Raw genomic sequence first — 23,395 nt, forward strand, 5'->3', positions numbered from 1 at the left:
AGAAGTAACGGTTAAGACACTGGCAACACGGACATCTCACGGTGGCGAACTCGGTTCGCCACCCGTGTCCTCCTGTATAGAGCATAAAGCCCAAAACCAAAAATCAGATCCGTCCGGCTTGGGGGCACCAAGTGGACGTAAACAAAAAGCCTGTGGAATCGTTCTGGCGGGGACTTGAAGTTATCTGAGTTCAAGTCTAGTCAAGAGGTTGAGAAGCAGGAAATCCTTGGTGTGAACCCGGGAATCTCCCTGCATACCCGATAGGGTTGCTGGGAGAGGATGTCAAAGACTCCCATCGGAATATCTGCATTGTCCTCAAGTTCCGCAAGACGTTTCCAGTATCGCAAGGGAAGTTGACAAACTTCGGGAGAATCCCAATCGAGACTTTTGAAAAGTTCCCGAGACAGTCGCCGCGATATCGCAGCAGCGTCAATGGATAAGTTTATAGAGTTGAATTTTTCGCCAACTCTACGATCGAACAATTCAGGATGGCGAACGATCGCATTACAGGATACCAGCAAACAGCGATCGCGGTGATTTTTATAAAACTCTAGAATGTGGCGGTTGTAATAGTCCCAAACCCGCAACCCGAAATCCGACGCTTCGTTAAATATATAAGGATTCGTTCGAGAAACCGACTTCGAGACATCCCAGGGATAGCGATAGACAAAAATATAGTTCGCGTCGGGACATAATTCGTCCCAAAACTCCAACATTAACGCAGTTCGGGGATCTTTCCATCCCCAGAGTTGCAGAGACTTTCGCGTTTCGAGAAGTTGTCTCGCCGCTTCTCGGTAAGCTACAAACTTAGATTTATCGAGGGTTTCGTTTTCCGTCCATCCCCAATCTGGCCATCCGCCGTCTTGGGAGTGACAACTGGCGATAAGTATCCGACGCTGAAACGTCAGAAAATCGAGGTCTTCGTAATATCCTCTGGGGTTGAATCGATCGCCGGGGTACAAGCGATCGCCCAATCGAACCCCCATTTCTTCGAGAAACGATGCCACGAGGGAAGTTCCCGAACGGTGCATTCCGGTAACGACGAAAACTCGGGCGTTTTGCGAAATCTCTCTCTCTAGGCGCACACCTATTCCCATTCTATTTATAGGATAACATAACTTTCGCGAATGCAACAGCATCCCAGAAAAACTTAACAATTTAGAAGCATAAAAAACCGAAGATTTTCCACCTCCGACCCATCGTTTCAAACATATAATTTCCAATCTTGGAAAATGCGATCGAAAGCCGATGCGATCGGGTACATCTCAAAAATGTAAATTTATCGAATTGGGCGCACTCAATTTCCAGATCCCCGGCATCTTGGAGATGCCGGGGATCTTATACCGGAAGTGCTAATTGGGAATTTTTCCACCCAAAACTGATGTTTTTGCAAAAGTGAGATGCACCCGATGCGATCGCTACTTTTAAAAACCGTTTCTTGAGATAAAAAGCGAGTAGTAAAACGCGAATTTCGACCGTATAATAAACTGCACGACAACGAGTAACCTGCAACCTTCTCCCCCTCTCCCTTTCTCCCCCTCTCCCTTTCTCCCCCTCTCCCCCTCTCCCTTTCTCCCCCTCTCCCTTTCTCCCCCTCTCCCTTTCTCCCCCTCTCCCTTTCTCCCCCTCTCCCCCTCTCCCCCTCCAAAAACCGATCCAATTTCGCTAAAAAACGCCCCCCTTAGAGCTACCAAGGACTCCCCACTAAAATAAACGCCGACCAATAATAAGGATGAGCGAAAGACTTATCCGAAACCCGTTGCACGATCGCCTCCGGTAGCGACACCGTTCCCCCCAACGTCACCAACTCCCCATTTTCGACTCGCACCTCTTCCCGCAACATCGCCAACTGAGTTTGACGCAATGCCTCAGCCTTAATCGGCGTCGTTTTCAACTGCGCGTAAAACTCCGTCATCAACCCCAACGTACCGTCGTCGCTAACGTACCAAAAACTCCCCAACGCCGTCTTCACCCCAGCCGCCACCGCCAACCCCGCAAACCCCAACTCTGCCTCCTCACTCCCAACCGCCGTTCGACAAGCACTCAACACCAACAATTCCACCGGAGGACGACTCCAATTCAACTGACGCAGGCGATCGAGCCGTAACTTCGTGTCCCACAACTGAATATAAGAATTCTCCGCCTCACCTTCGACAAACTCCCCGTGGGTCGCCAAATGAACGATACCGTAAGGCGTCTGTTCCCGCTGCGATCGCAAATTCTCCAACGTAAACGCCTCGTTGAGAAACGCCGCACCCGGCCACAACCGTTCTGCAATGGTCGTCACCTCCACGGGAACCGCCGGAAGCGGACTCAACGCCGTTTCCGGGTCGAACTGTGCCGAACCCATCGCCAACACTTGCGTGTCGCGGATATCGGCGTACTCCGTATTCGTCAAACTCAAACTCGGCATCAACCCAACGCTGTAGGATTCAATGAGAAACCCATCCCCATCGAACAACGCCGCCACCGGAAGCGTCCGCAACCCTTCCGGCATCACGAAGGTCAAATTCTCGATGTCGCGATCGCTCAAAACCGCTTCCAACGGACGAATCAACCACTCGTAAAGCTGCTTAGCTTGAGTGAGATAGCGATCGCCCCGCCGCAGGCGAGGGTTCGTCAGGTTGCCCCGAAACGCCAACGACACCGCCTCCACCCGTTCCCGCGTCGCCTCCGGCAGCACCACCCGAACCGGCGGTTCCGACGCCGTGACCACCAGGATTTCCAACACTTCCCGAACCGCCAAGCGATCGAGATTCAACAGCCCTTGCTTTTGCGGCGTCGCCTCCAACCGTCCCGGCACGAACTGCGCGTATACCAACGCCGGTTTCACCCCCGTCTGCCGTTCGATACGCGCCAAAATCTCGCGAGTTTTCGCCAAACTGACCTCGGGACGGGGTTCGAGTCCCAAATACTCCGTATAGTCTCGGGTATAGCGAATTTCCGGATCGAAGATCTCTGACATCGCCACCCATAAAATCTCCCGCAACGGTTTATCGGGAATCCGCTGCAACCGTTCGATGTCGTCTTCGGCATCCGTCGTGTTCGCCGGGTCTCTCCTCGTGGGAGTATCCGGTCTAGACGGCGTCACGATAGTAATATCCCCTTGTCTCACCGTTCCCGGTGGAGCGACAAAGGTAGGATCGATGGCGTTGGCGTCCGCCGTCAAACTGCCTTGCGTTCCGTTCGTCGTGGAGTCTCCCACGATAAACGGGGCGGTGTCGTCCGTCAGTTCCACCCGAATCGACCCCCCTGCAATGGAACTCGTATCGCCACCCACAATTCCCGTAGAGACGAAATCCGAAACCCGTAGCTGACGGTGTTTCAGGTCGATCGCTCCCCCCGAAACCGCTCCCCTGGCGTCGATGGAGTCGATCTCCGCGTCCTCGAGAGACGACAGTACGATCGCCCCTCCGTTCCCCACCAACCCTTCCGCATCTACATTTCCCAAACTCAAACGCGTTCGGGCTGAAATTTCGATATTGCCCCCCTCGAGTCCCGTCGCGATGAGGTCGTCCGCCGTTACCGCGTTATCCGAGAAGATCGTAATATCGCCACCGCCAGAAAACAGCGTTCCTGCCGTCACCGCCTCCTGAGAAGCGATCGCAATATCGCCGCCAGCCTCCAACCCCGCCGTATTGACGTTTCCCAAACTTATCGAACCGGGGGCTTCTAAAACGACGACACCTCCCTCAACTTGGTTTGTCGCCGTATCGATATCTCCTACCGCGATCGTTCCCGGCGTCGTCGGCGAATCTGACAGCGTAAATCCCGGCGAGGCTCCCGTGGGATCCGACACTGCCACCCCCGCCCGTAAAATTAAACTTGGCAGCGTCGTTAAAACGTCCAAATCTGGGTCGTTGGGAAAACCGCCACTCAACGAAGTATCCGGCGACGTAATCGTAATATTTCCCCCCGAAATACTGCCCCCCGCCTCAATTTTCAGCGCCGCCCCCGTATAATCGCCGAAAGAGACATCGCCAACCGCTAAAATAATCGGATCGAAGAGACTTTGTAGCCTCCCATTTCCCAGAACTCTAAAATCGCCGCCACTGCGAAAATGGGAATCCGTCGAAACGATCCCGTTTCCCAACAGAACCAAATCGCCACCGCTGACGACGGGAGGGGTTTCGAGATGGTTCAACGCCAAAATATCAAGAGTGCGATCGCCCCAAAGTTGCAGCGTTTCCCCCGCTTCGAGGATTAACGGCGTAGAAGGGCGATCGCGCAACCGAACCGTTTCCCCCACCACAGACAAATCCCCAGAAACCCGTATCGTACTCGCTTCGACCTCAACCGTCCCCCCCGCCACCCGTACCGACTCCGCCGTCACCCGCACCTCTCGTAGCGTCGCCGTTTCTCCCCCCGTCAGCAACGCCGGAAGTTGCAGTGGCGTCACCGAAGACACCGACGCGGGAATTTCCAAACTCAACAGAAACCCCGGTTGACTCAAGCGCAAACGATTGCCCTCCGACACCGCCGTCACCACGAGAGTTCCCGCCGAGAGACGGTTCGTCGCCGTCACCGTTCCCCCGAGTAATCCCAAGGTTTGCCCCGAAGACACGGATAAATCCGCCTCGCTGACGATGGTTCCAGAACCGTCGAAACGGAACCCGTTCGGCGTTCCCACCAACGCCGTATAATCCGGCGTTCCCACCGCCTCGAACCAACCGCCATCAAAGCCAATTCCCGAGGCGGTAGTGGCGAAGAAGGACGCCGGAAGGTTTAACTGTGCCTGGGGTCCGAAGAGGAAGCCGGAGGGATTGAGGAGAAACAGATTTGCCGAACTGCCAGTGAGTTGAAGAATCCCGTTAATTTGAGAAGTACGGGCGCCGACAATGCGTCCGAAGACGTTTTGAATCTCGGGGGAGGTGAGGAAATTTGCCGTTTCCCCCGCATCGAGGTCGAGTTGTTGGAAACTGTGAAAGAGGTTGTCTCCGTCACCCGAAAGACTGCCTCCATCGATGTCGTAGCGATTTCCCACAGGCGTCACCTGGGTTCCCGTTCCGTCATCCGCCGGAACCACCGATTGAGACAAACTGACTTGAGGAAATGTCCAATGTCCCAACAGAGCCAGCAGCACCGAGGAAACGCCGAGACGAGAAAACCCGAGACGCGCCAAACTTGCTCGAAATCGAGTTAAATCAGTCCAATATCGCGCCTTTTCGCTCCTCATCTCATCATCACCTCATCTCTACCCCTAACAAGGTGCGTGACGCAGAAAGTCTCACGTTACCGTCAACATCCGACATTTTCTGGCCGCGTCACACACCCTACCGACTATCCCCCTCTCCCCTGCTCCCTTACTCCTCTTTCGCCCAGGATTTCGCCCATTCCAGGGTCGATCGCACCTGTTGTAAATCGGCTGCTTCGCAGTACAGTCGCAACACCGGTTCCGTGCCGCTAAAGCGAACTAGCAACCAGCTCCCGTCTTCGAGACGAAACTTGTAGCCGTCAGTGGTTTGACAGTTGGTGACGGCTTTTCCGGCGATTTCCGTCAGAGGCTGAGATTCGAGGCGATCGACCAACTTCGATCGGACGTCCATACTCGCCAGAGGTAAATCGATGCGATCGTACTCCGAGAGAAAGCCCGTTTTTTCCTGCAATTCCCGATAGAGAGTGCTGAGGTCTTTTCCCGACTGCACCACCGCCTCGAGGACGTACAGTGCCGACAGGAGGGCGTCTCGTTCGGGAATATGCGTATTGTAGCCGATGCCACCGGACTCCTCGCCACCGAGCAGTACGTCCGCACTCAGCATCCGGTCGGCGATGTATTTAAAGCCGATGGGGGTTTCGTAAACCGGCAGATCGTAGAGGGCTGCCACCCGAGGAATCAAATCCGAGCCGCTGACGGTCTTGACAATTTCCCCAGAAAGTGCTTTGCGTTTTGCCAAATGTTCGATGAGGATGGGAATCAGAGTTTGAGAACTGAGGAAATTCCCGTCGCCGTCCACCGCTGCGATGCGATCGCCATCTCCATCGAATACCAGTCCCACCGAAAGCCCTTGCGCTTCCCGACGGTGCGTTTTAATCTGCTCGAACAGCCCAGTCAGATTGCGCGGCAGCGGTTCCGGAGAACTGCCGCCGAAGAGGGGATCGCGATCGCCGTTGAGTTCCCGCACCGGCGCCTCGAGGAGTTTCGGCAGTCCGCCCGAGGCAGCCCCGTGCATCACATCGGCAAACACCGTCAGCCGTCCCGACTCGAGAACCTCGCGAATCCCGTCGATATCGACTTTCGTTCGTAAGTTCGCGCAGAACTCCGTCCACGGATCGAAAGAGTCCAACCGACCCGGAGACGCCGCTACCAGGGAGTCCTCCGACTCTAACATCGCCTCGATTTGCTGCGTGACCTCCGGCGAGACCGATCCCCCGAAAGCCCCCTTAACCTTCACGCCCAAATATTGCGGCGGGTTGTGACTGGCAGTCATCACGATCGCCCCGAGGGCCCCGTAGCGGTGAGCCGCCCAACTGAAAGCGGGAGTCGACGCGTAAGTTTGAGCCAGAAGAACATCGTAGCCAGCCGCCACCAGAGATTCGGCGGCCACCTGAGCGAAATCTTCAGCCATAAAGCGGCGATCGTAACCGACGACGACCGACTTCTTCAAGCGAGCCTCATCACCGTAGGTTTGCTCTAAAACCCGAGCCGCGATCGGGGCGACCCGAGCCACCCGCTCGAACGTAAAATCGGCGGCGATCGTACCGCGCCAGCCGTCGGTACCAAAGCGAATCGGACGAACCGAGAAAGAAACAGAACTGGGGTGAGCCACGATCGTACTGAACCTCTCAAACACAACGGGTCGGGGACGAATCGTCGTTGCTGCCGAACGCTCGCGCCAGCAGAACGGAGTTCTTTAGCAAAGTTCGGCAACCCAGAAGTAATTTAACACGTCATGCTAACGTGATAGTGCCTCGCCCGCGACCCGGCACGCCTACCGTTACGGGCATGGAGAAACGAAGTCCGCCGCGACCGGTGCGATCGTCGGCTCGTCCCTACCCCCGTACGTCACGGGCGGTTTGTCTCGCTGTGTTTTTCTCGATGTGAGGGAGTGTTTCCTATGGCTGAAATGGGTCTCAACGTTACCCTAGACGACAACGACAACGAATTTGTCGCCACCCCCGCCAACGATACCGTCTTCGGCGCCGGCGGTAACGATAGCCTCTTCGGTTTCCTCGGCGACGACCTCCTCTCGGGTGACGACGGGGACGATATCGTATTTGGTAGCGGTGACGACGACGCCATCTCCGGTGGGAACGGCAACGATGCCCTCTACGGTGAAACCGGCGACGACGCCCTCACCGGCAACGACGGGGACGATACCCTCTTCGGCGGGGCAGAAAACGACTTCCTAAGCGGCAATGCAGGAAACGATGTCCTCTACGGCGAAACCGGCAACGACTTTCTGTTTGGCGGTCTCGACAACGACTGGCTCTTCGGTGGTCTCGGCGACGACATCTTACGGGGCGAAGCGGGAGACGACACTCTCGATAGCGAAGGGGGCAACACCGTCCTCGCCGGAGGCGGCGGTAACGACATCCTCCTGGGCAGAACCGGTCGCGATACCCTTTTCGGCGGCATTGGAGACGACAGCCTCAACGGTGGCGGAGCCGACGACCTCATCTACGCCGAAGACGGAAACGACCTCATCGGCGGCAGCCAAGGCAACGATATCGTCTTTGCCGGTCTCGGGAACGATAGCGTCTTTGCCGGAAAAGGCGACGATCGCGTCAACGGCAGCGAAGGCAACGACTTCATCTTCGGCGATATCGGTGCCGACGTCCTGACGGGCAACAACGGCAGCGACACCATCTCAGGAAACGCGGGAGCCGATGCCGTCTTCGGCGGGGCAGAAAACGACGTTCTCGTCGGCGGACAAGAAGACGACACCCTGTCTGGAGACAACGGAAACGACACCGTCGCCGGAGACGCAGGCAACGACCTCGTCGTCGGGGGCGAAGACAACGACAGCCTCTCGGGAGGAGAAGGAGAAGATATCGTCGCGGGAAACACGGGCGACGACACCCTCTTTGGCGGCGACGGCGACGACGTTCTCGCAGGCGGCAAAGGCAACGATCGCATCCTCGGCGAAGGCGGCAACGACACCGTCAGCGGCGGGGCCGGTGCCGACGTGTTCGCCCTCATCGACGAAGAAGGCAGTGCCGACACCGTTCTCGACTTCAACACGGCCGAAGGCGACAAACTCCTCCTCGGTGGCGGCTTGATGTTCGATGACATCGACATCGAACAAGGCAACGGCTTGAACGTCAACGACACCATTATCAAACGCAACAACTCCGACGTCGTCATCGCCGTTCTCACAGGCGTTCCCGCCAGCAACATCACCGAAGACACCTTTTCCCCCAACATCGACCTCCCCACCGACGGCGATACCGGCGGCGACACTGGCGACGACACTGACGACGACGCCAACATCAGCACGACTCCTCAACTGCGCGGTGCCGAACTCCTCGTGGCCGACGTCGCCGGACAAATCGGGCAAGTGGCCGCCAGCGACGCTACCAGCTTCACCGTTACTGCGGTCGAAACCGATGACGGCGACACCGTCGAAGACGCAATCGAGATCGACAACTCCGGTAACATCACCCTCACCGACACCGGAGAGAGTACCCTTAACGATGCCGATGTCGAATTTATCGACGTCAGCATCGAAACCGACGCGAACAACTCCGGTACGATTCGCATCTACAGCAACATCGCCGACGCCCTCGAAGACGACGAAATCGGCAACGGCGACGACGTCAGCGTGGGGAACGCCCAAGATACGATCCGCATCGCCGTCGGCACGTACGAAGATAGTTTCGAGATTACCCAAGCCGTAACCCTCATCGGTGCCAACGCCGGACTCTCCGGCAGCGACGAAAACCGAGAGGACGAAGCCAGCATCACGGCCACGGTGGAAATTTCCAGTGCTGACGTTACTCTCGACGGACTCGAATTCACCGCCGACCTCGATGCCGACAACACCGGAGACAACCTCGTTATCACCAACAACGTCTTTACCGGGGCGAGTCTCAGCGTCCAACCCAGCCAAACCCGCACGGGCATCGAAATTTCCGACAACCAGTTTTCAAATACCGACAGCACGGCGATCGACTTACAAAACCTCGAAAACGCCACGGTCAGCGGCAACGACATCGACGTCAACGACGCCTCTACCGACAGCGACGGCATCGCCGCCGAGGATATCACCGGAACGAGTATTTCCAACAACACCATCGCCGTACCTGCCGATGGTGGTTCGGGAATTCAAGTGACCGGGTCTACCGATGCCGATACCCCTGCCAGCGACATTACCGTTTCGGGAAATACCGTCGAGGGCGCCAACGGTGCCGGAACGGCCGACACCGACGGCGGCATTACCCTACGAGACGGCAACTTCAGCAACCTCCGCCTGACCGACAACACCGTTGGTGGGTTTAGTGCGGCCGATACGACGGGTTCGCTCCTGTTCGTGCGCGGTACGGAAATTCCCGACGCCGACGAACTGACGATCGCGGATAATATTTTTGCGGCCGACTCTCCCGGCTTTTCGGTTTTCAGCAATACGGCGGCCGGAGAAGCCACCAGCATTATTCTGGGGGATAACTTCTCCGAAAGTGGGGTCGCATTAGGGCAAGACGACGTGGCATCTGCCGGAAATACTGATTTCGTACTCTCTTAATTTTGAATGAAACCTTTGAATGGGTGTCCGGTCGATCGAGTCTCTCGGTGTACAGTAGAAGTTGTCTTTCCGGACTCAAACACGCACGTCGGGATGGAGTCGATCCCGGCGTCTTTGCCTCGAACCTGCATCATGGACGTGCAATTTAGCGAACAGTACCCGCTACGAATTCTCTTAGCAGAAGACAATCGGGTCAATCAAAAGGTGTTGCTCCGGCTGCTCAAACGGTTGGGGTACGAGGCAGACGTGGCGAACAACGGTCGGGAAGCAGTGGAATGGGTACGTCGCAAACCGTACGACTTGGTTTTAATGGACATCCAAATGCCGGAAATGGACGGTCTCGAAGCCACGCGGAAGATTTTCGAGGAGTGGCCCCCTGAAGAACGCCCCCAAGTCATCGCCGTAACCGCCAACGTCATGCAGGAAAACGAGGTTGCTTGTCGATCGCTCGGAATGACCGATTTTGTGACGAAACCCGTCAGCCTCGAAACGATCGTTTTAGCACTCCGTCGCTGCAAACCGATTACGGGACGGTGATGGGGAGAGGGGGAGAGAGCTGACAAGGCTATGACTTTTACTTAGGAGATATCGAAAGCCAAAGAAGCCCCAGGATAGGGAGAAGTACGGCGGCGTCCCCTGTACCACTGTTGAAGTCTTTGACGAGCGTTGGTGAATTTTTCCCCGTTGACTTGGGCAATACACTCTGACACTTGAGTCAGACTTGAAGAGCGACTCATCATCATGCCAAAGCTCCAGGTGGCTAGCCCTGATACTTGTGGCAAGGAAAGATTCGGAAAATGACGACTGACTTCTTGCGACCACTGTTTGAGGTAAGCTGAGTTGTATTTCATGGCTTCTCCTAAACGAGTCTACGGCTTTCTCTTTGTCGGCTCTTTCTCTCTCTTGCACTCATAGCCTTGTCATCTCCCCTTCTCCCCTGCTCCCCCTCTCCCCTGCTTCCCCTCTCCCCTTCTCCCCTGCTCCCCCTCTCCCCTGCTCCCCCTCTCCCCCTCTCCCCTGCTTCCCTGAAGAAGCTCCCTTCTCCAAAATGCGTTACCTTTACCTTCACGGCTTGGCCTCGAGTCCGAATTCGACTAAAGCTCGTCAGTTGGGCGATCGCGCCCTCGCCTGTGGTTTAGATTGGGAAGTTCCCGACCTCAACGGCGGCGATTTTTCCACCCTGACTCTGACGCGACAAATTCAGCAGGTTCGCTCTCTCGTCGGCGAAATTCCAACGGTTCTCGTGGGATCGAGTTTGGGCGGGCTGACGGCGGCGTGGGTAGCGCAACAAACCCTCGCAGTCGAACGTTTGATTCTGTTAGCCCCCGCGTTCGGATTTCCCGATCCCTGGTTGAAGCCAGACGATCGCGCCGTTTGGCAAAATACCGGATATCTCGAAATATATCACTACGGGGAAGGGTGCGAGTTACCGCTACACTACCAGTTTGTCGAAGACTTGCGCCGTTGCGACTCTCGAGAATTGATGCGCCCGGTGGACACGACGATTTTTCACGGCGTTCGCGACGACACGATCCCCATTTCCGCCAGCCGAGAGTACGTTAAAACGCGACCGTATGCGAGACTGGTGGAACTCGACAGCGACCATCGTTTGACCGATGCGATCGCGCGAATTTGGGAGGCGATCGAACCATGTGGGAAGACCTCGTAAAAGCAGCGTTGTTGGGGACGCAGCGACAGTCTCCCCAACTCCCGACGGCGAGCGATCGCATTGAAAAACTGCTCGATCGCACGGACGAAGAAGGCCAAATTTACCGAGGTGCGGCGATCGAAGCCACGCGGCGACGGGCCGGAAAACGCTTCCCCAAGCTCGAAGGCGAAGCGATCGCTCCCGCCCCAATCGAAACGCTCCGCTACTCTCGAGAAGCAGGGCGGTTATTACAACAAATCCTCGATCGCCCGGACTGTTCGGAACTCCTTCCCCAGTGGGTTCGTTACGCCGCCGCCGCCAAAGTCTGCGTTCCCCCGGAGCAACTCCCCGCCTTGTTGGATTTAGCCGCCTCTCGTCGCCATTTGCGTTCGGCCGTTCTTTCGGCGATCGGGTCGCGGGGGCGTTGGTTGGCGGCGCAAAATCCCGCCTGGGAAGACGTGGCGGGAATTTCCCCAGACGACGATCTCGATCGCCAGTGGCGTCTGGGAACTGCGGCGACGCGTCTGCTCCTGTTGCAACGACTGCGGGAAACGCAACCCGATACAGCCAGAGAATTCGTCGAATCCACTTGGCAGCAGGATAAAGCATTCGATCGCGCGGAATTTTTGAAAACCTTCACCGTGGGGTTGAGCGAGGCGGACGAACACTTTCTCGAAACGGCTCTCGACGACCGCAGTAAGCAAGTTCGGGCGGTGGCGGCGGAGTTGCTGGCGAGACTTCCCAATTCGGGGTTGTGTCGTCGGGTGAGGCGACGGGTGGAGGTGGCGATTTCTATTGTGCGACGGGAAACGTCCCTCGAGTTGCGCGTGAGTCTCCCGATTTCCGGTGGTGCAGAGATGCAACGGGACGGTCTCGATCTCAAGAAACCGACGAAAATCGGCGAAAAAGCCTGGGTGTTGTTGCAACAGTTGGCGATGGTTCCGCCGACGCGGTGGACGGAAACGGCGACGCCCCAGGAATTGGTGAAAGTCGCACTCGAGAGCGAGTGGGCGGGGGTGTTACTCGAAGGGTGGGCGGTGGCGACGACGCGACACCCGGATGCAGCTTGGGCTGAGGCGTTGTTAGAGGTGGCTGAAGACATTCCCGAGAAGTTGTGCGATCGCCGCGATCGCGATCGGGGGTTGGCAGAGTGTTTGTCCGTCGAACGTCTCGAAGGCTTCGTGTGGCGACATCTCGAGGCGAACCCGCAGCCGTTGTTGAAAAGTCATCCGAGTTTGGCACTGTTGAAAACCTGTCGTCATCCCTGGAACGACGTGTTTTCTCGTCGGGTTATCGAACGCTTTTGTGCTGAGATAAAAACAGCAAAAGATAATTACAATTGGGCGGTGCGATCGACGTTTCAAAGTTTTGCCTATTATATTTCTCCGATGCTCATCGACGAGATTTCTCAAAAACTCAACGCGGTAAAGACACCGGGATCGTACTGGGAGCAAACTGTTGACGATTTTTTAGAACTCCTACAGTTGCGAAGCAAAATGCAGGCAATAGGCAAGCTGAATCGATCGAGTTAGCTTTTGATAATTAATCGCAATACTGCTCAAAAGTAACTCAAAAGTAACGACAGAATTTACAACGCTGTCACTTTTGTCAGTTATCGTAAACATCAGACAGGTTTAGACCCAACTCCTCACGTATTTTGTTTGCGATGGAACTTCTCAATACTTCGACTGTCGATACATCACCGCAGGGATTTCTGCAACCCGGAACCTCGATTTCGGGAGTCGTAGAAGGCTTTGTCGATAATGGCGACGATTTCCTGTTACAAACAGGAGGACAACGCTACGTCGTCGATCCCGACCCGTTTCCGGCCAGTCAGTTGGGATTGACGGTTGGAGAAACGATCGACCTCGTCGTCAGTGAATTTGACGGACGGGAAATCGACACGCGAGCGATTTCTCGAGGCGATACTCCCGTTTCGTTGCGATCGCAGTTTTATTTCGATCCCCTCACGGGATACGGTTTCGACGCAACAGAATACTTACAACGCAATCCTGATGTAGCAGCGGCGGGTGCGGATGCTTGGGAGCATTTTATAACCTTTGGTGCGATGGAAGGACGGATGCCGGAACTGTTCGATCGCGATTTTTACCTATCGAGTTACGGGGACTTACAAGCAGCGTCCGAGGCGGGAACACTGACCAGTGCGTGGGAACACTATCGCCTTTTTGGATATCGAGAAGGTCGCGTCTCGACACCGTTCCAACAAACTGTCGGCGATCCCCTCACCTCTCCCGGTGTGGGAACGATTACGGGAGTCGCGAACGCTTGGGTCGATAACGACGAATTTCTATTAGAAACCGATTCGGGAACGGTTCTCGTCGATGCAGACCTTCAGGATTCGCAAATTCTCGACCTCACGCCGGGAGAACGAGTGACGGTGACGGGAATTTACGACGACGAAGATTTCGACGCCTTTTCGATAACCCGTGAAGACGGTTCGCTGGTGGGATCTCGTCCCGGTTTTGAATCGCCGACTGGAGGAATGAGGAACGACCGTTTATCGGGAGAGGCGATCGCGTTAGTCGATAACGACGAGTTTTTACTGAATACGGAGATGGGAACGGTTCGCGTCGAAGCCGAACTTCCCGATTTCCAGGTGTTGAACGTCGATCCCGGCGATCGCTTGACGGTGACGGGAGTTTACGATGACGAGGATTTCGACGCTTTTTCGATCGCTCGTGAAGATGGTTCGCTGGTGTGGACGCGAACCCAAGGGGAATCGGACGACCGTTATGACGATTGGGACGACGATGACTATGACGATTATGACGACTATGACGACGATTAGAACTCAATTGAAAGATATTACGCAGAGTTTTGCCCCGTTCTATCTTTTCGCACGAGGGATGTTGTAAAATTAGAGATTAACGATAAATAATTGGGATTTGATATCGATGAGTAGTGCTGGGACTTTAAACGGTCTCACTCTCTTCGATCGGGTGCATCTCAAAAATGTAAATTTATCAGATCGGAGTCTCTGCACTGAATTGAGCTGTGGTTGGGTTTCGCGATCGCTCCACCCCTGGACGGCAGCGTTGCCGAAGTCAAACCTACTTCAAACTCATATTTTTACAAAAGTGAGATGCACCCCTTCGAGCTTTGATTTTTGCAATCTTTTCTGTTCAAAAAAAGTATCTTCGTACTGGAGATTTAGGTAGATGAAAAAAGCCTTATTATCGATGGGATTAGTAATCGCGACGGCTATGTCCGTTCGTGCGGATTCCTTTGATTCGATACCGTTTTATCCCAAGACAACCCATCGTTTGAGCCAAAGCTTCCAGCAGCGTCAGGAAATTGTGGGAACGGTGCGATCGATCCGAGACCACGATGAGTTTATCTTAGAAACCGATCGCGGCACAGTTCGAGTCGATGCCGATCTCCGCGATTCCCAAGCCCTCGATTTGACACCGGGAGAGCGGGTGACGGTGACGGGAGTTTACGACGACGGAGATTTCGACGCGTTTTCGATAACCCGCGAAGATGGTTCGCCCGTCGGTACGATCGATCGCGGATACGGCTACGGTAAGGATTACAACAAAGATTACGACGACGACGATTACGACGACGATTACGACGACGATTACGACGACGACGATTACGACGACGACGATTACGACGACGATTACGACGACGATTAAAAATAGCGGCGATCGAGGGGAGTTTCTCAACGGGAGGGTGGGAAACTCCCTATCATGGTTAAAGCACTCTCAACCTTGACCCCAGATGCTCGATCGCATCAAAGATATCGCCAAACAACTCGCCCCTCGACTCATTGAAATCCGCCGTCACATCCACACCCACCCCGAACTCAGCGGCCAGGAATACCAAACCGCTGCTTACGTGGCCGGGGTGTTATCGTCCTGCGGGTTACAGGTGCGCGAAGGCGTCGGGAAAACTGGCGTTGTCGGCGAACTAGCCGGACAAAACAGCGATCGCCGCCGGATCGCCATCCGTACCGACATGGACGCCCTCCCGATTCACGAACGAACCGACTTGAGCTTCGCCTCTCGCAATACAGGAATCATGCACGCTTGCGGTCACGACGTTCATACAACCTTGGGACTCGGAACGGCCATGGTGTTGTCGCAACTGGCGTCAGAGCTTCCCGGTTCAGTACGCTTTCTATTCCAACCTGCCGAAGAAATCGCACAGGGCGCGGGCTGGATGGTCGCAGACGGCGCGATGGAGGGGGTCGATAGCGTTTTTGGGGTTCACGTCTTCCCGAGCATCCCCAGCGGTCAGATCGGCATCTGTTACGGAACGCTGACCGCCGCCGCCGACGATCTCGAAATTACGATTACGGGAGAATCCGGCCATGGGGCGCGACCTTACGAAGCGATCGACGCCATCTGGATCGCCGCCCAAGTCATTACCGGGCTACAGCAAGCCATCAGTCGCACCCACAACCCCCTTAGACCAGTCGTGTTGACCGTCGGAAAAATTCACGGCGGACGCGCCCCCAACGCCATCGCCGACTGCGTGAAACTCTCGGGAATGGCGCGATCGCTCCACCCGGAAACCCACGCCACGCTTCCCCAATGGATCGAAAATATCGTCGCCAACATCTGTCAAACCTACGGTGCTGGGTACGAAGTCAAATATCGACGGCTCGTCCCCTCCGTCATTAACGATATCGGCTTGACGCAAATTGTCGAGGCGTCTGTAGAGGAAGCGTGGGGAAAAGACGCCGTGCTACTGTTGACGGAACCCTCGTTAGGGGCTGAAGATTTTTCAGTGTATTTAGACAAAGCCCCCGGAACGATGTTTCGCTTGGGCGTCGGTTATCGAGACCAACGCAACTATCCTTTGCACCATCCCCAATTCGATATCGACGAAGCGGCGATTTTAACGGGTGTCGTGACGATGGCAAACGCCGTCTGGAAGTACTTCCAAACGGCGTGAGACTTTCCTCGAAATCGAGGGTTAACTGTGAATTACATCCAATTTCCCACTAGCACGAACGGGGCCCAAAAGGCAGGATGGTCGTAAATCCCTTCTGTGAGAAGGGCGACTTGCGATCGCCGCAAGGCTTCGGCTTTGGAAATATTGGGGTCGCGGTTGAGTTGTTTGTAAAACTCGACCATGAGTGAGGCAGTGGGTTCGTCTTGAACCGACCAGAGAGTGGCGATGGTGCTGCGAGCGCCCGATCGCAAGGCGAATCCCGCCAGTCCCAAGGTGGCGCGATCGTCTCCCGCCGCCGTTTGACAGGCGCTGAGAACTAGCAGGTCGAGGGGGTTGATATTGCGATCGGTGGTGGTTTGCAGGACGCGGCCGAGTTCCTTAACGTTAATGCGATCGTCCCAAGTCAGGAGAAAGGTGTCTTCGGCGTTGGAACTAAACTGACCGTGAGTCGCCAAATGCAAGATCTCGAAATTCTCTCGATCGAGTTTTCGGACGAGCGCTTCTCGGGTAAAGCTCTCGTTCAACAGAACGTCCGAGGACACTTCCTGCGAGATGAGGCTGACTTCCCGTTCGACTTCGGGAATGGCGGAAAATCCCTGACGGGCTTCGCTGAGTCCTCCCGCCATCACCGAAACTGTTCCGTCTTGATTGCGGCGGGTTTGAAACAGTTGCAAGCTCTGAGTCAGGGCGAGACTGTACTTTTCGATCAAATACTGTTCGCCGTCGAACAAGGCCGCCATGGGAACGTTCCGCAACTGTCCGTCGAGAACGAATACGAGCGTTTCGATATCGTGTTTGTCGAGTAACGCTTCGGCCGGGCCGACGATGCGATCGTAAAGCTGTTTGGCATAGCTTAGCCGGACTTCGTTATCGTAAGCGGGGTTGAGGGATTGCAAGAACTGCTCGACGGTGCGATCGATGTCAGTGGGGGCGGTAAAGGTTTCGTACAGTTGCAGGGGTTCGCCGGGAACCGACAAGACCACAGCTAGGCGATCGGAGAGTAAAACGGTATAGAGAACGGCGGCGCGTTCGTCGATTTGCTCGATCGATACCGGCTGAACTTCCAAACAGGCTTCTCGGAAGAAGTTATCGAGTTCTGCCAGTCGCAGGGCTTCTAGCGTGTTGCGAGCTTCGGTGAGGATCTGTTGTCGATCGCTGGCATTTCGGGCCTTATCGGCTTCGTCGAGGAGCAAGCCCACGAATTCGCGATAGACCGGTTCGACACTTTCTCGGTAGGAAAACTGAACGTCCGGGTCGATGGCGACGAGGTCTTTTCGCAAATCTCCTAAAACGTCGATGGTGTTACGGTAGACCGTCAGGGCTTCTGGGGCTTGACGTTGGGCGGCGAACAGGCGGCCGAGTTGCCATTCCCAACGGGCGACGAGGTCGAGGGCGTCGATGGTTTGGGCCACAGTTAGGGCGCGTTCGGTTAGGTCTTGCGCCTCTGGCCACTGTTGGCGGTGTTCGTAAAGATGTCCGAGTTGTCCGAGGCTGTAAGATTCGGCGCGAGCGTCGTCGAGATCTCGGGCGTCGCCTACGGCTTCGGCTAACAGGTCGGCGATTTCACCGGAATCGGACACTTCACCGACAGCGTCGTGGAGTTTCATGAGGCTGGTGGCGAAGTTGACGCGGCTGTAAATCGAGGCGCGATCGACCGTTCCGGTATCGAGGTTCGTGCGGACTTGGGGGAGTAAGGCGCGGGCGTCGTCCCAGCGATCGGCTCGAACCAGAAGGCTGAGTTGGTTGAGTAATGCGTCTCGGCGAAGTTGACCTCGCGTTTCGCTGACGATGTATTGGTAATAAGCGATCGCGTCGTCCGTGTTGCCGCGATCGCGAGCGATGTTGGCCAGAGCAAACTGGCTGGCTAGGACGTCGTTGGAGAGTCCCAAACGTTGGGCGATGGCGAGGCTGCGTTCGAGAACCTCTTGAGATTTATCGATGTCTCCGACGACTTGTAGGGTGACGCCGAGATTTCTCAGGGCTTCGACCGCTAGCGGCGAGTCGGGGAGGGCTTCGAGTCGGGTGACGAGGTCTTCGAGGCGATCGCGGGCCCGTTGGTACTGTCCGAGAGCTTGTAATGCCTGGGTTTGGTTGATTTGACTGCCGATCCGTCCCGATTCGTTTTCGGCGCGTTCGTAGGCGACTTCGGCGTCTTGCCAGGTGAGTAAGGCATTCTGGGCTTGTCCGCGTTCGAGCAACAGGCGACCTTTGGCGTTGAGGGCGATCGCTCTGACGAGAAAACGATCGCTCGTTGTGGAGGGGAGGTCGTCGAGGCTTGCGATCGCCTCATCGACAACACGGCTGGCCGGTTCCCACTGTCCTAGATTTTGATAGGCCAGGGATAGATAGGCTTGGCTGAGGGCGGCGTTGAGAACGTCGCCCCGCTCGCGGTAGCTTTGTGCTGCCGTTTGCCAAATTTCGGCGGCGCGATCGTACTGGCCGGTCTCGTAAAACTGTTTGCCCCGCTCGATGAGGTTGCCAGTCTCGGCTGTGGGGTTCGCCTCTTGAAGCGCTGTCGGGGTCGGCGACAACGCCGCTGAATTGGGAACGAAACGTGCTACAGCGGGAACCCCAGTTGTCACGAGGAGAAACGTGAGGGTGCTTAGCACGACGTAAAAACGAAACGTTTTCATGGATCGGGTGGATTGGAAAACTATTAATTGGCGACGATCGAAAATAAATCCCAACAAACAACAAATCTAGCTGTATTTTAAGCCGAAATATCGCGTCAATTCTTTAAAACTTAAAAAATTGAGACAGTTGGTTTGTTGGCGATCGCGATCGCTTTGAAGGAATCGTTTCGAGTTTACAGTTCGACGCGATCGCGGGTGTAAATCGTCGAACACTGTTAAAAATAGACTGCACCAGTTGACATTGTCGCGACAGACGGATAGAGGTTTGCCACTGTCGAAATTTAGCCGAGCGATCGACTCACCAGTTAAAGCGATCGGAGCGATTTATTGCCCTTTTTTCGCATCGATACGTATCGATTTTCAGTCCGGGTGCGGGTAACACTGCCAGGGTAACATTCGTCCGCTTGCGAGTCTGCGATCGAGCAACACCACCGTTCCGTCGGATCGACGTTGCCAGGTCGTCGCTTCTCGTAAAGACGCCCGAGACGACTCTGAGGTGCCATCGGGGGCGATCGCGTCCCGACTCGAGGCGTTCGAGCTGGGCAGTTCTCCCGATCGCATATCCTCCCACACGGTTTGACCGTGCAGCATCTCAGTGGGATCGGGGGGAAGTCCGCCGTTTCCTGTCACGACGAAACTATTCTCGCGAGCCGCATCGCAGGCACTGGTGACTTGGGTTGCCGGATCGATGGGAGCCGAACTCAGTTCGACGAGTCCGGCATTGGTATCGATCTCGGGTTCGGTCACTGCAATAACACCGTCTACGCCGAACTCGGAACTAGCCGTTATCGAGCTGTTCGGCGAGAGAAAAATGCCCGTCGTAGAAATGGAGATATTGCCGCCCCGTCCGCGAACGGCGTTGGCTGAAATTTGGCTGGACTCGAGAAGGGCGAGCGTTTCGGTCTCGATGGCGATATCGCCGCCAGTTGCCGTCTCGGTGGCGTTCGTACGAACTTGGCTGGCATCTCGCAACAGCACTTGCGAGCTGGTGAGTTCGACGCTCCCGCGAGATCCCGATGCGGTTTCGGCGACTAAACTGCTATTGTCGTTGAGTTCGATGCGATCGGCCCTGACACTGAGCGTCCCGGCGGGAAACTCGCCGAGACTGCTGACGATGGCTCGGGCGTTGTCGTCGAGGGTCAGAACGTTGGCAGACAGCGTTAAATTGCCAGCGTTGCCGTTGCCATTCGAGGCGGCGGTCGCGATACTGTCTCCCTCGAGGCTCAGGCGATCGAGAACCCGAACCTCGACATCGCCGCCGTTTCCGGTTCCCGAGGTTTCGGCGGAAATGCGAGCGCCATCGCTCAAACGTAACTGTCCGGCTTCGATGGCGATCGTGCCAGCGTTACCGCTGGCTCCGGTTTCAACCCCCGTGGAGTTGACATCCTCACCGACCTAAAGGTGCGGTGATTCCAAACCTCACGATTTGGCTTTTCTGCTTCTGTCCCTTACGGGGTTTTCGCAGTTGCTCTCCAGAACAATGTCTTTCAAGTCTTACACTCGCTCCACAGACTGTAACGGTGTGTCCCACCGCCTTATGTGTCGAAATCTCAAAGGAGAAATCTTGATGTAATTGGTTGATTCAGGGGTTGGACTGCCCATTGCCCCATCATCTTTTCCCGGTCTACCGATTTTTCTGCGCCGTTGCGGATTCCGCAATCTTTGAAGTTAGGCTTTCTGTCTCCATCGTCTCGGGTGGGTCAGTGACCAATTTCATTCTACTGTAAAGCCGTCCTAGAAGGACGGGGTTTCCAACCCAAATTTTTCGATGACAATCTCCACTAGAGGCGACCTCAACGGAACGACGCACAGGACGGCAGGCGGAAGGGGCGATCGCCCGTTGGAGGACGTGCCACCAGTTCGACCGTCCCAGTCTCGTCAAGATGCCATCCCGTGGCTTCGACGAGGGGGCGATCGTCATGTTGAAATATCTCGGTTGCAGGCGATCGGTCAGCACGTCCTGAAATCTCCGTCAGTCGCAAATCTTCCCAAACCGTTTGACCGTGAAGCATCTGGGTCGGATCGGGGGGCAGTCCGCCGTTTCCCGTCACGATAAAGGTGTTGCCCTCATCCGCCGCACAGGTCGAGGTCAGTCGCGTCGTCGGATCGATCGGCTCGTCGCTGAGTTCGACCAACCCCGCACTGGTGTCGAGTTCCGGTTCGGCGATCCGAATCACCCCGCGAACGCCGAGTTGAGAACTGGCAGTAATGCGGCTCTCTGGTGCGACGAACAAGCCTTGGGTTTCGATTTGGATGTTTCCCCCTGCCCCTTCAATCGCGTTGGCGGTAATCGTGCTGTTATCGAGCAGCACTAACGATGTCGCTTGCAGGCGGACGTTACCGCCGTTTCCCGCTCCCCCAGCCTCAGCCGAGATCGTGCTGTCGTCTCGCAGTTGCAAGCTCTCGCGAGCGCGTACGGTCACGTTACCTCCTTGTCCCGATGCCGTCGATGCAGTCAGCTCGCCGTTTCCCGAAAGGCGGACGTCGCTCGCTTCGACAAAAATCGAACCGGCATCCTCGAGTCCTTCGTTCCGAACGGTGACGAACGACCCCGCACCGATTTCGAGGCGTTCGACCCTCAAACTTAGATTTCCGGCTTTTCCCTGAGAATCGATCGACGTCGCTCCAATTTTTCCGCCACCCTCGACCCTCAACTGTCCGGCCGAAACTGACAAACTGCCGCCATCGCCCGTTATCGCCACGTCGAACCCCGGTAAAAAGCCCCCGATGCGTCCGGTGGCTGCAAACAAGCCGCTATTGAAAACGGTGTCTTCGTCTCCAACAAAGGTTCCGCTGACTTCGAGAGATTCCGAGGCGGCGATCGTCAAATTTCCTCCTCGTCCGCCTCCGAACGTGGTCGTCGAAACCTGCGCGCCGTTTAAAATCGAGACGCGACGGGAGGCGATCGCAAGTTGTCCCGAATCGGTCGGCCCGACGGTTTGGGCAAAAATCCCGCTTCCTAAGTTCCCGTTGGGGGTGCGACCGCTGACCCGCACGGACTCCGACGCCTCGACCGTGACGTTACCGACTCGTCCCGTGCCGAAGTTGAGGGCGGATAGTTGTGCGCCGCCGCGAATGTCGAGGGTTCCCGTCGCGATCGCAAGATTCCCCGTCGCGCCGCGATCGGTGGCAGTACTGCTAATTATCGCCACATCGGACGGCGATCGCGTTCCGGCAATGGCGATCGACTCCGAGGCGTTGACGATGATGTCTCCGGCCCGTCCGCTTCCGAAACTTACGCTTCGCAAATTCGCACCCGCTAAAACTCCGAGCGTTCCCGTCTCGACCGTCAAAGTACTGCCGTTTCCCACATTGTAAGCGTCGGTCAAGGCGAACGCCGTTCCCGTCAACCGAACGGCATCGGTGGCGACGATATCTAACGTCGGTGCGTTTCCCGTGCCGTAACTCGAGGCTTCTAAGGCCGCCTGGTCGAGATGGAACACTCGGCCGCGCACGTTCACCGAACCGCCGTCTTCTGCCCCGAGCGTCGCCGAAATGACGTTCGTGTCCCCCACGATATCGATCTGTCTTCCCTGAAGGACGATATCGCCTCCAGTGGCTCCCGTCGTGGAAATCCACGCTTGTTGGCTTAACGTTAAATCGGCGAAGGCTGCTACGGGGGAATAGTCCAACTGCCAACCGTCTGGGTGAGGAGCGAGGTTGACGGTACTCTCTGCTGCTACGCTCCCGAGTTCGATCCGACCGGATTCGGCGGTGAGGCGACCCCCTTCGACGTGCAGGTCGTTGGCAACTAGAGCGAGGGTGCGATCGCGATCGACTTGCAATCCGGTCGGATCGGCTAAGGTGTCGAGCAGATCTTGCCGCGTCTCGACAAAAGCACGCGATCGCATCTCGGGTGAGAAGAAAAGCCCGTTTCGCAACGGAAACTCGAACGGCTGACCGCTGCCTGAAACGTTTATGATTCCAGGGTTCGCACCAAACTGCACTCCGACGGGAACGCTAACGGTCAGGAGTGCAGGAGTGCCGGGACGCACGGTGTCGAAGGAAAATCCGTCCTCGAATACTAAACGCTCTGCCGTCGTTGCAAAAAAAGACCCGCCGATGTCGAGGCGGGCGTTTTCTCCGAAGACGATACCGTTTGGATTGAGGAGGAACAGATTCGCCGTACCGTTGGCGCGAATTAAGCCGTCGAGGTTAGAAATGTTGTCCCCCGTGACGCGGGTAAGAATGTTGTCGATCGCCGTGGCGTTGTTGAAAAATGCCTCCGCTCCTGTGGGGATAGAAAAGTATTCAAAGGAATGAAATAAATTTCCTCCGGCTTGGGTTCCGCCCTCGAGCGTGTAAGTATTGCCCTCGACTGTGACGCGGGAGTTTTCGGGGAGGGTCGCGTCGGGTAAGATTTGTCCGAGAGCGGGGTCGGTCGTCAGCAGCCAACTGGCAAGTATCGGGGCGAGCGCAATCCGACAACAGTGGCTTGGGAGTGGTTGGCGATCGCGTAGAGTATTCATATCAAGGTCTTGTCCTACCTAGATCGGTTCGATCTCGTCCTC

At 56.1% G+C, this 23,395-nt stretch carries 16 protein-coding genes; 7 read left to right on the forward strand and 9 right to left on the reverse strand.

The features are described 5' to 3' along the window. Positions 1-200: 200 nt before the first annotated feature. The 4 genes from GEI7105_RS30425 to GEI7105_RS0113330 form a co-directional block, all read right to left on the reverse strand. Positions 201-1,085: a sulfotransferase family protein gene (locus GEI7105_RS30425; protein WP_158413205.1), complete on the reverse strand. Its 885-nt coding sequence runs from the start codon at positions 1,083-1,085 to the stop codon at positions 201-203. Positions 1,086-1,424: 339 nt separating this feature from the next. Next, a complete protein-coding gene (locus GEI7105_RS37285; RefSeq protein ID WP_035492538.1) occupies positions 1,425-1,694 on the reverse strand; it encodes a hypothetical protein in 270 nt (89 codons plus the stop codon). Then, a complete protein-coding gene (locus tag GEI7105_RS30435; RefSeq protein WP_083862383.1) occupies positions 1,688-5,176 on the reverse strand; it encodes a CHAT domain-containing protein in 3,489 nt (1,162 codons plus the stop codon). Before GEI7105_RS30435 ends, GEI7105_RS37285 begins: the two co-directional genes overlap by 7 nt. A 127-nt stretch (positions 5,177-5,303) precedes the next feature. Next, positions 5,304-6,791: a phosphoglucomutase/phosphomannomutase family protein gene (locus GEI7105_RS0113330; protein ID WP_017660954.1), complete on the reverse strand. Its 1,488-nt coding sequence runs from the start codon at positions 6,789-6,791 to the stop codon at positions 5,304-5,306. 264 nt (positions 6,792-7,055) lie between these two features. Here GEI7105_RS0113330 and GEI7105_RS33470 point away from each other — a divergent pair, with 264 nt between their 5' ends. Beyond that, complete coding sequence (locus tag GEI7105_RS33470) at positions 7,056-9,680, forward strand: right-handed parallel beta-helix repeat-containing protein (protein ID WP_017660955.1); 2,625 nt, start codon at positions 7,056-7,058, stop codon at positions 9,678-9,680. Between the two features lie 93 nt (positions 9,681-9,773). Further along, positions 9,774-10,217 carry a response regulator gene (locus GEI7105_RS0113340; RefSeq protein WP_218959070.1) on the forward strand — a complete coding sequence of 148 codons (444 nt, stop codon included), beginning with the start codon at positions 9,774-9,776 and terminating at the stop codon, positions 10,215-10,217. 41 nt (positions 10,218-10,258) lie between these two features. Here the strand turns inward: GEI7105_RS0113340 and GEI7105_RS37290 are convergent, their stop codons facing one another. Then, entirely contained in the window at positions 10,259-10,531 is a 273-nt protein-coding gene (locus GEI7105_RS37290; RefSeq protein WP_144053796.1) for a hypothetical protein, read from the reverse strand. Between the two features lie 197 nt (positions 10,532-10,728). Between GEI7105_RS37290 and GEI7105_RS0113345 the strand changes: the two genes are divergently transcribed. The 5 genes from GEI7105_RS0113345 (at position 10,729) to GEI7105_RS0113365 (ending at position 16,251) form a co-directional block, all read left to right on the forward strand. Next, positions 10,729-11,349 (forward strand): YqiA/YcfP family alpha/beta fold hydrolase, encoded by a 621-nt coding sequence (locus GEI7105_RS0113345; RefSeq protein WP_017660957.1) that lies wholly within the window; start codon positions 10,729-10,731, stop codon positions 11,347-11,349. After that, positions 11,331-12,860, forward strand: coding sequence for a DUF5691 domain-containing protein (locus GEI7105_RS33475; protein WP_017660958.1), 1,530 nt, complete (start codon positions 11,331-11,333; stop codon positions 12,858-12,860). Before GEI7105_RS0113345 ends, GEI7105_RS33475 begins: the two co-directional genes overlap by 19 nt. Before the next feature lie 134 nt (positions 12,861-12,994). After that, entirely contained in the window at positions 12,995-14,137 is a 1,143-nt protein-coding gene (locus GEI7105_RS33480) for a hypothetical protein (RefSeq protein WP_017660959.1), read from the forward strand. 370 nt (positions 14,138-14,507) lie between these two features. Beyond that, positions 14,508-14,987 (forward strand): hypothetical protein, encoded by a 480-nt coding sequence (locus GEI7105_RS39045; RefSeq protein WP_017660960.1) that lies wholly within the window; start codon positions 14,508-14,510, stop codon positions 14,985-14,987. An 85-nt stretch (positions 14,988-15,072) separates the two neighbouring features. Then, a complete protein-coding gene (locus tag GEI7105_RS0113365; RefSeq protein WP_017660961.1) occupies positions 15,073-16,251 on the forward strand; it encodes a M20 family metallopeptidase in 1,179 nt (392 codons plus the stop codon). A 32-nt stretch (positions 16,252-16,283) separates the two neighbouring features. On the opposite strand, the gene GEI7105_RS0113370 is transcribed toward GEI7105_RS0113365, so the two are convergent. The 4 genes from GEI7105_RS0113370 to GEI7105_RS30455 all read right to left on the reverse strand — a co-directional run bounded on the left by GEI7105_RS0113370 (position 16,284) and on the right by GEI7105_RS30455 (position 23,353). Beyond that, positions 16,284-18,884 carry a CHAT domain-containing protein gene (locus GEI7105_RS0113370; protein ID WP_017660962.1) on the reverse strand — a complete coding sequence of 867 codons (2,601 nt, stop codon included), beginning with the start codon at positions 18,882-18,884 and terminating at the stop codon, positions 16,284-16,286. Between the two features lie 66 nt (positions 18,885-18,950). Continuing rightward, positions 18,951-19,097, reverse strand: a complete 147-nt coding sequence (locus GEI7105_RS38470) for a hypothetical protein (protein WP_017660963.1) — start codon at positions 19,095-19,097, stop codon at positions 18,951-18,953. A gap of 147 nt (positions 19,098-19,244) precedes the next feature. Further along, positions 19,245-20,192, reverse strand: a complete 948-nt coding sequence (locus tag GEI7105_RS0113380) for an S-layer family protein (RefSeq protein ID WP_017660964.1) — start codon at positions 20,190-20,192, stop codon at positions 19,245-19,247. A gap of 485 nt (positions 20,193-20,677) precedes the next feature. Next, entirely contained in the window at positions 20,678-23,353 is a 2,676-nt protein-coding gene (locus GEI7105_RS30455; protein WP_017660965.1) for a two-partner secretion domain-containing protein, read from the reverse strand. Positions 23,354-23,395 lie beyond the last annotated feature (42 nt).

It is taken from the genome of Baaleninema simplex PCC 7105 (assembly GCF_000332355.1).
GTDB classification, from domain to species: Bacteria; Cyanobacteriota; Cyanobacteriia; order Cyanobacteriales; family Geitlerinemataceae; genus Baaleninema; species Baaleninema simplex.

What these genes read in the sequence shown, in the direction of transcription:
- GEI7105_RS30435 (WP_083862383.1), bottom strand. Translation starts at nt 5,176, where the DNA reads ATGAGGAGCGAAAAGGCGCGATATTGGACTGATTTAACTCGATTTCGA.
- GEI7105_RS33470 (WP_017660955.1), top strand. Translation starts at nt 7,056, where the DNA reads ATGGCTGAAATGGGTCTCAACGTTACCCTAGACGACAACGACAACGAA.
- GEI7105_RS0113340 (WP_218959070.1), top strand. Translation starts at nt 9,774, where the DNA reads ATGGAGTCGATCCCGGCGTCTTTGCCTCGAACCTGCATCATGGACGTG.
- GEI7105_RS37290 (WP_144053796.1), bottom strand. Translation starts at nt 10,531, where the DNA reads ATGAAATACAACTCAGCTTACCTCAAACAGTGGTCGCAAGAAGTCAGT.
- GEI7105_RS0113345 (WP_017660957.1), top strand. Translation starts at nt 10,729, where the DNA reads ATGCGTTACCTTTACCTTCACGGCTTGGCCTCGAGTCCGAATTCGACT.
- GEI7105_RS33475 (WP_017660958.1), top strand. Translation starts at nt 11,331, where the DNA reads ATGTGGGAAGACCTCGTAAAAGCAGCGTTGTTGGGGACGCAGCGACAG.
- GEI7105_RS33480 (WP_017660959.1), top strand. Translation starts at nt 12,995, where the DNA reads ATGGAACTTCTCAATACTTCGACTGTCGATACATCACCGCAGGGATTT.
- GEI7105_RS39045 (WP_017660960.1), top strand. Translation starts at nt 14,508, where the DNA reads ATGAAAAAAGCCTTATTATCGATGGGATTAGTAATCGCGACGGCTATG.
- GEI7105_RS0113365 (WP_017660961.1), top strand. Translation starts at nt 15,073, where the DNA reads ATGCTCGATCGCATCAAAGATATCGCCAAACAACTCGCCCCTCGACTC.
- GEI7105_RS0113370 (WP_017660962.1), bottom strand. Translation starts at nt 18,884, where the DNA reads ATGAAAACGTTTCGTTTTTACGTCGTGCTAAGCACCCTCACGTTTCTC.
- GEI7105_RS30455 (WP_017660965.1), bottom strand. Translation starts at nt 23,353, where the DNA reads ATGAATACTCTACGCGATCGCCAACCACTCCCAAGCCACTGTTGTCGG.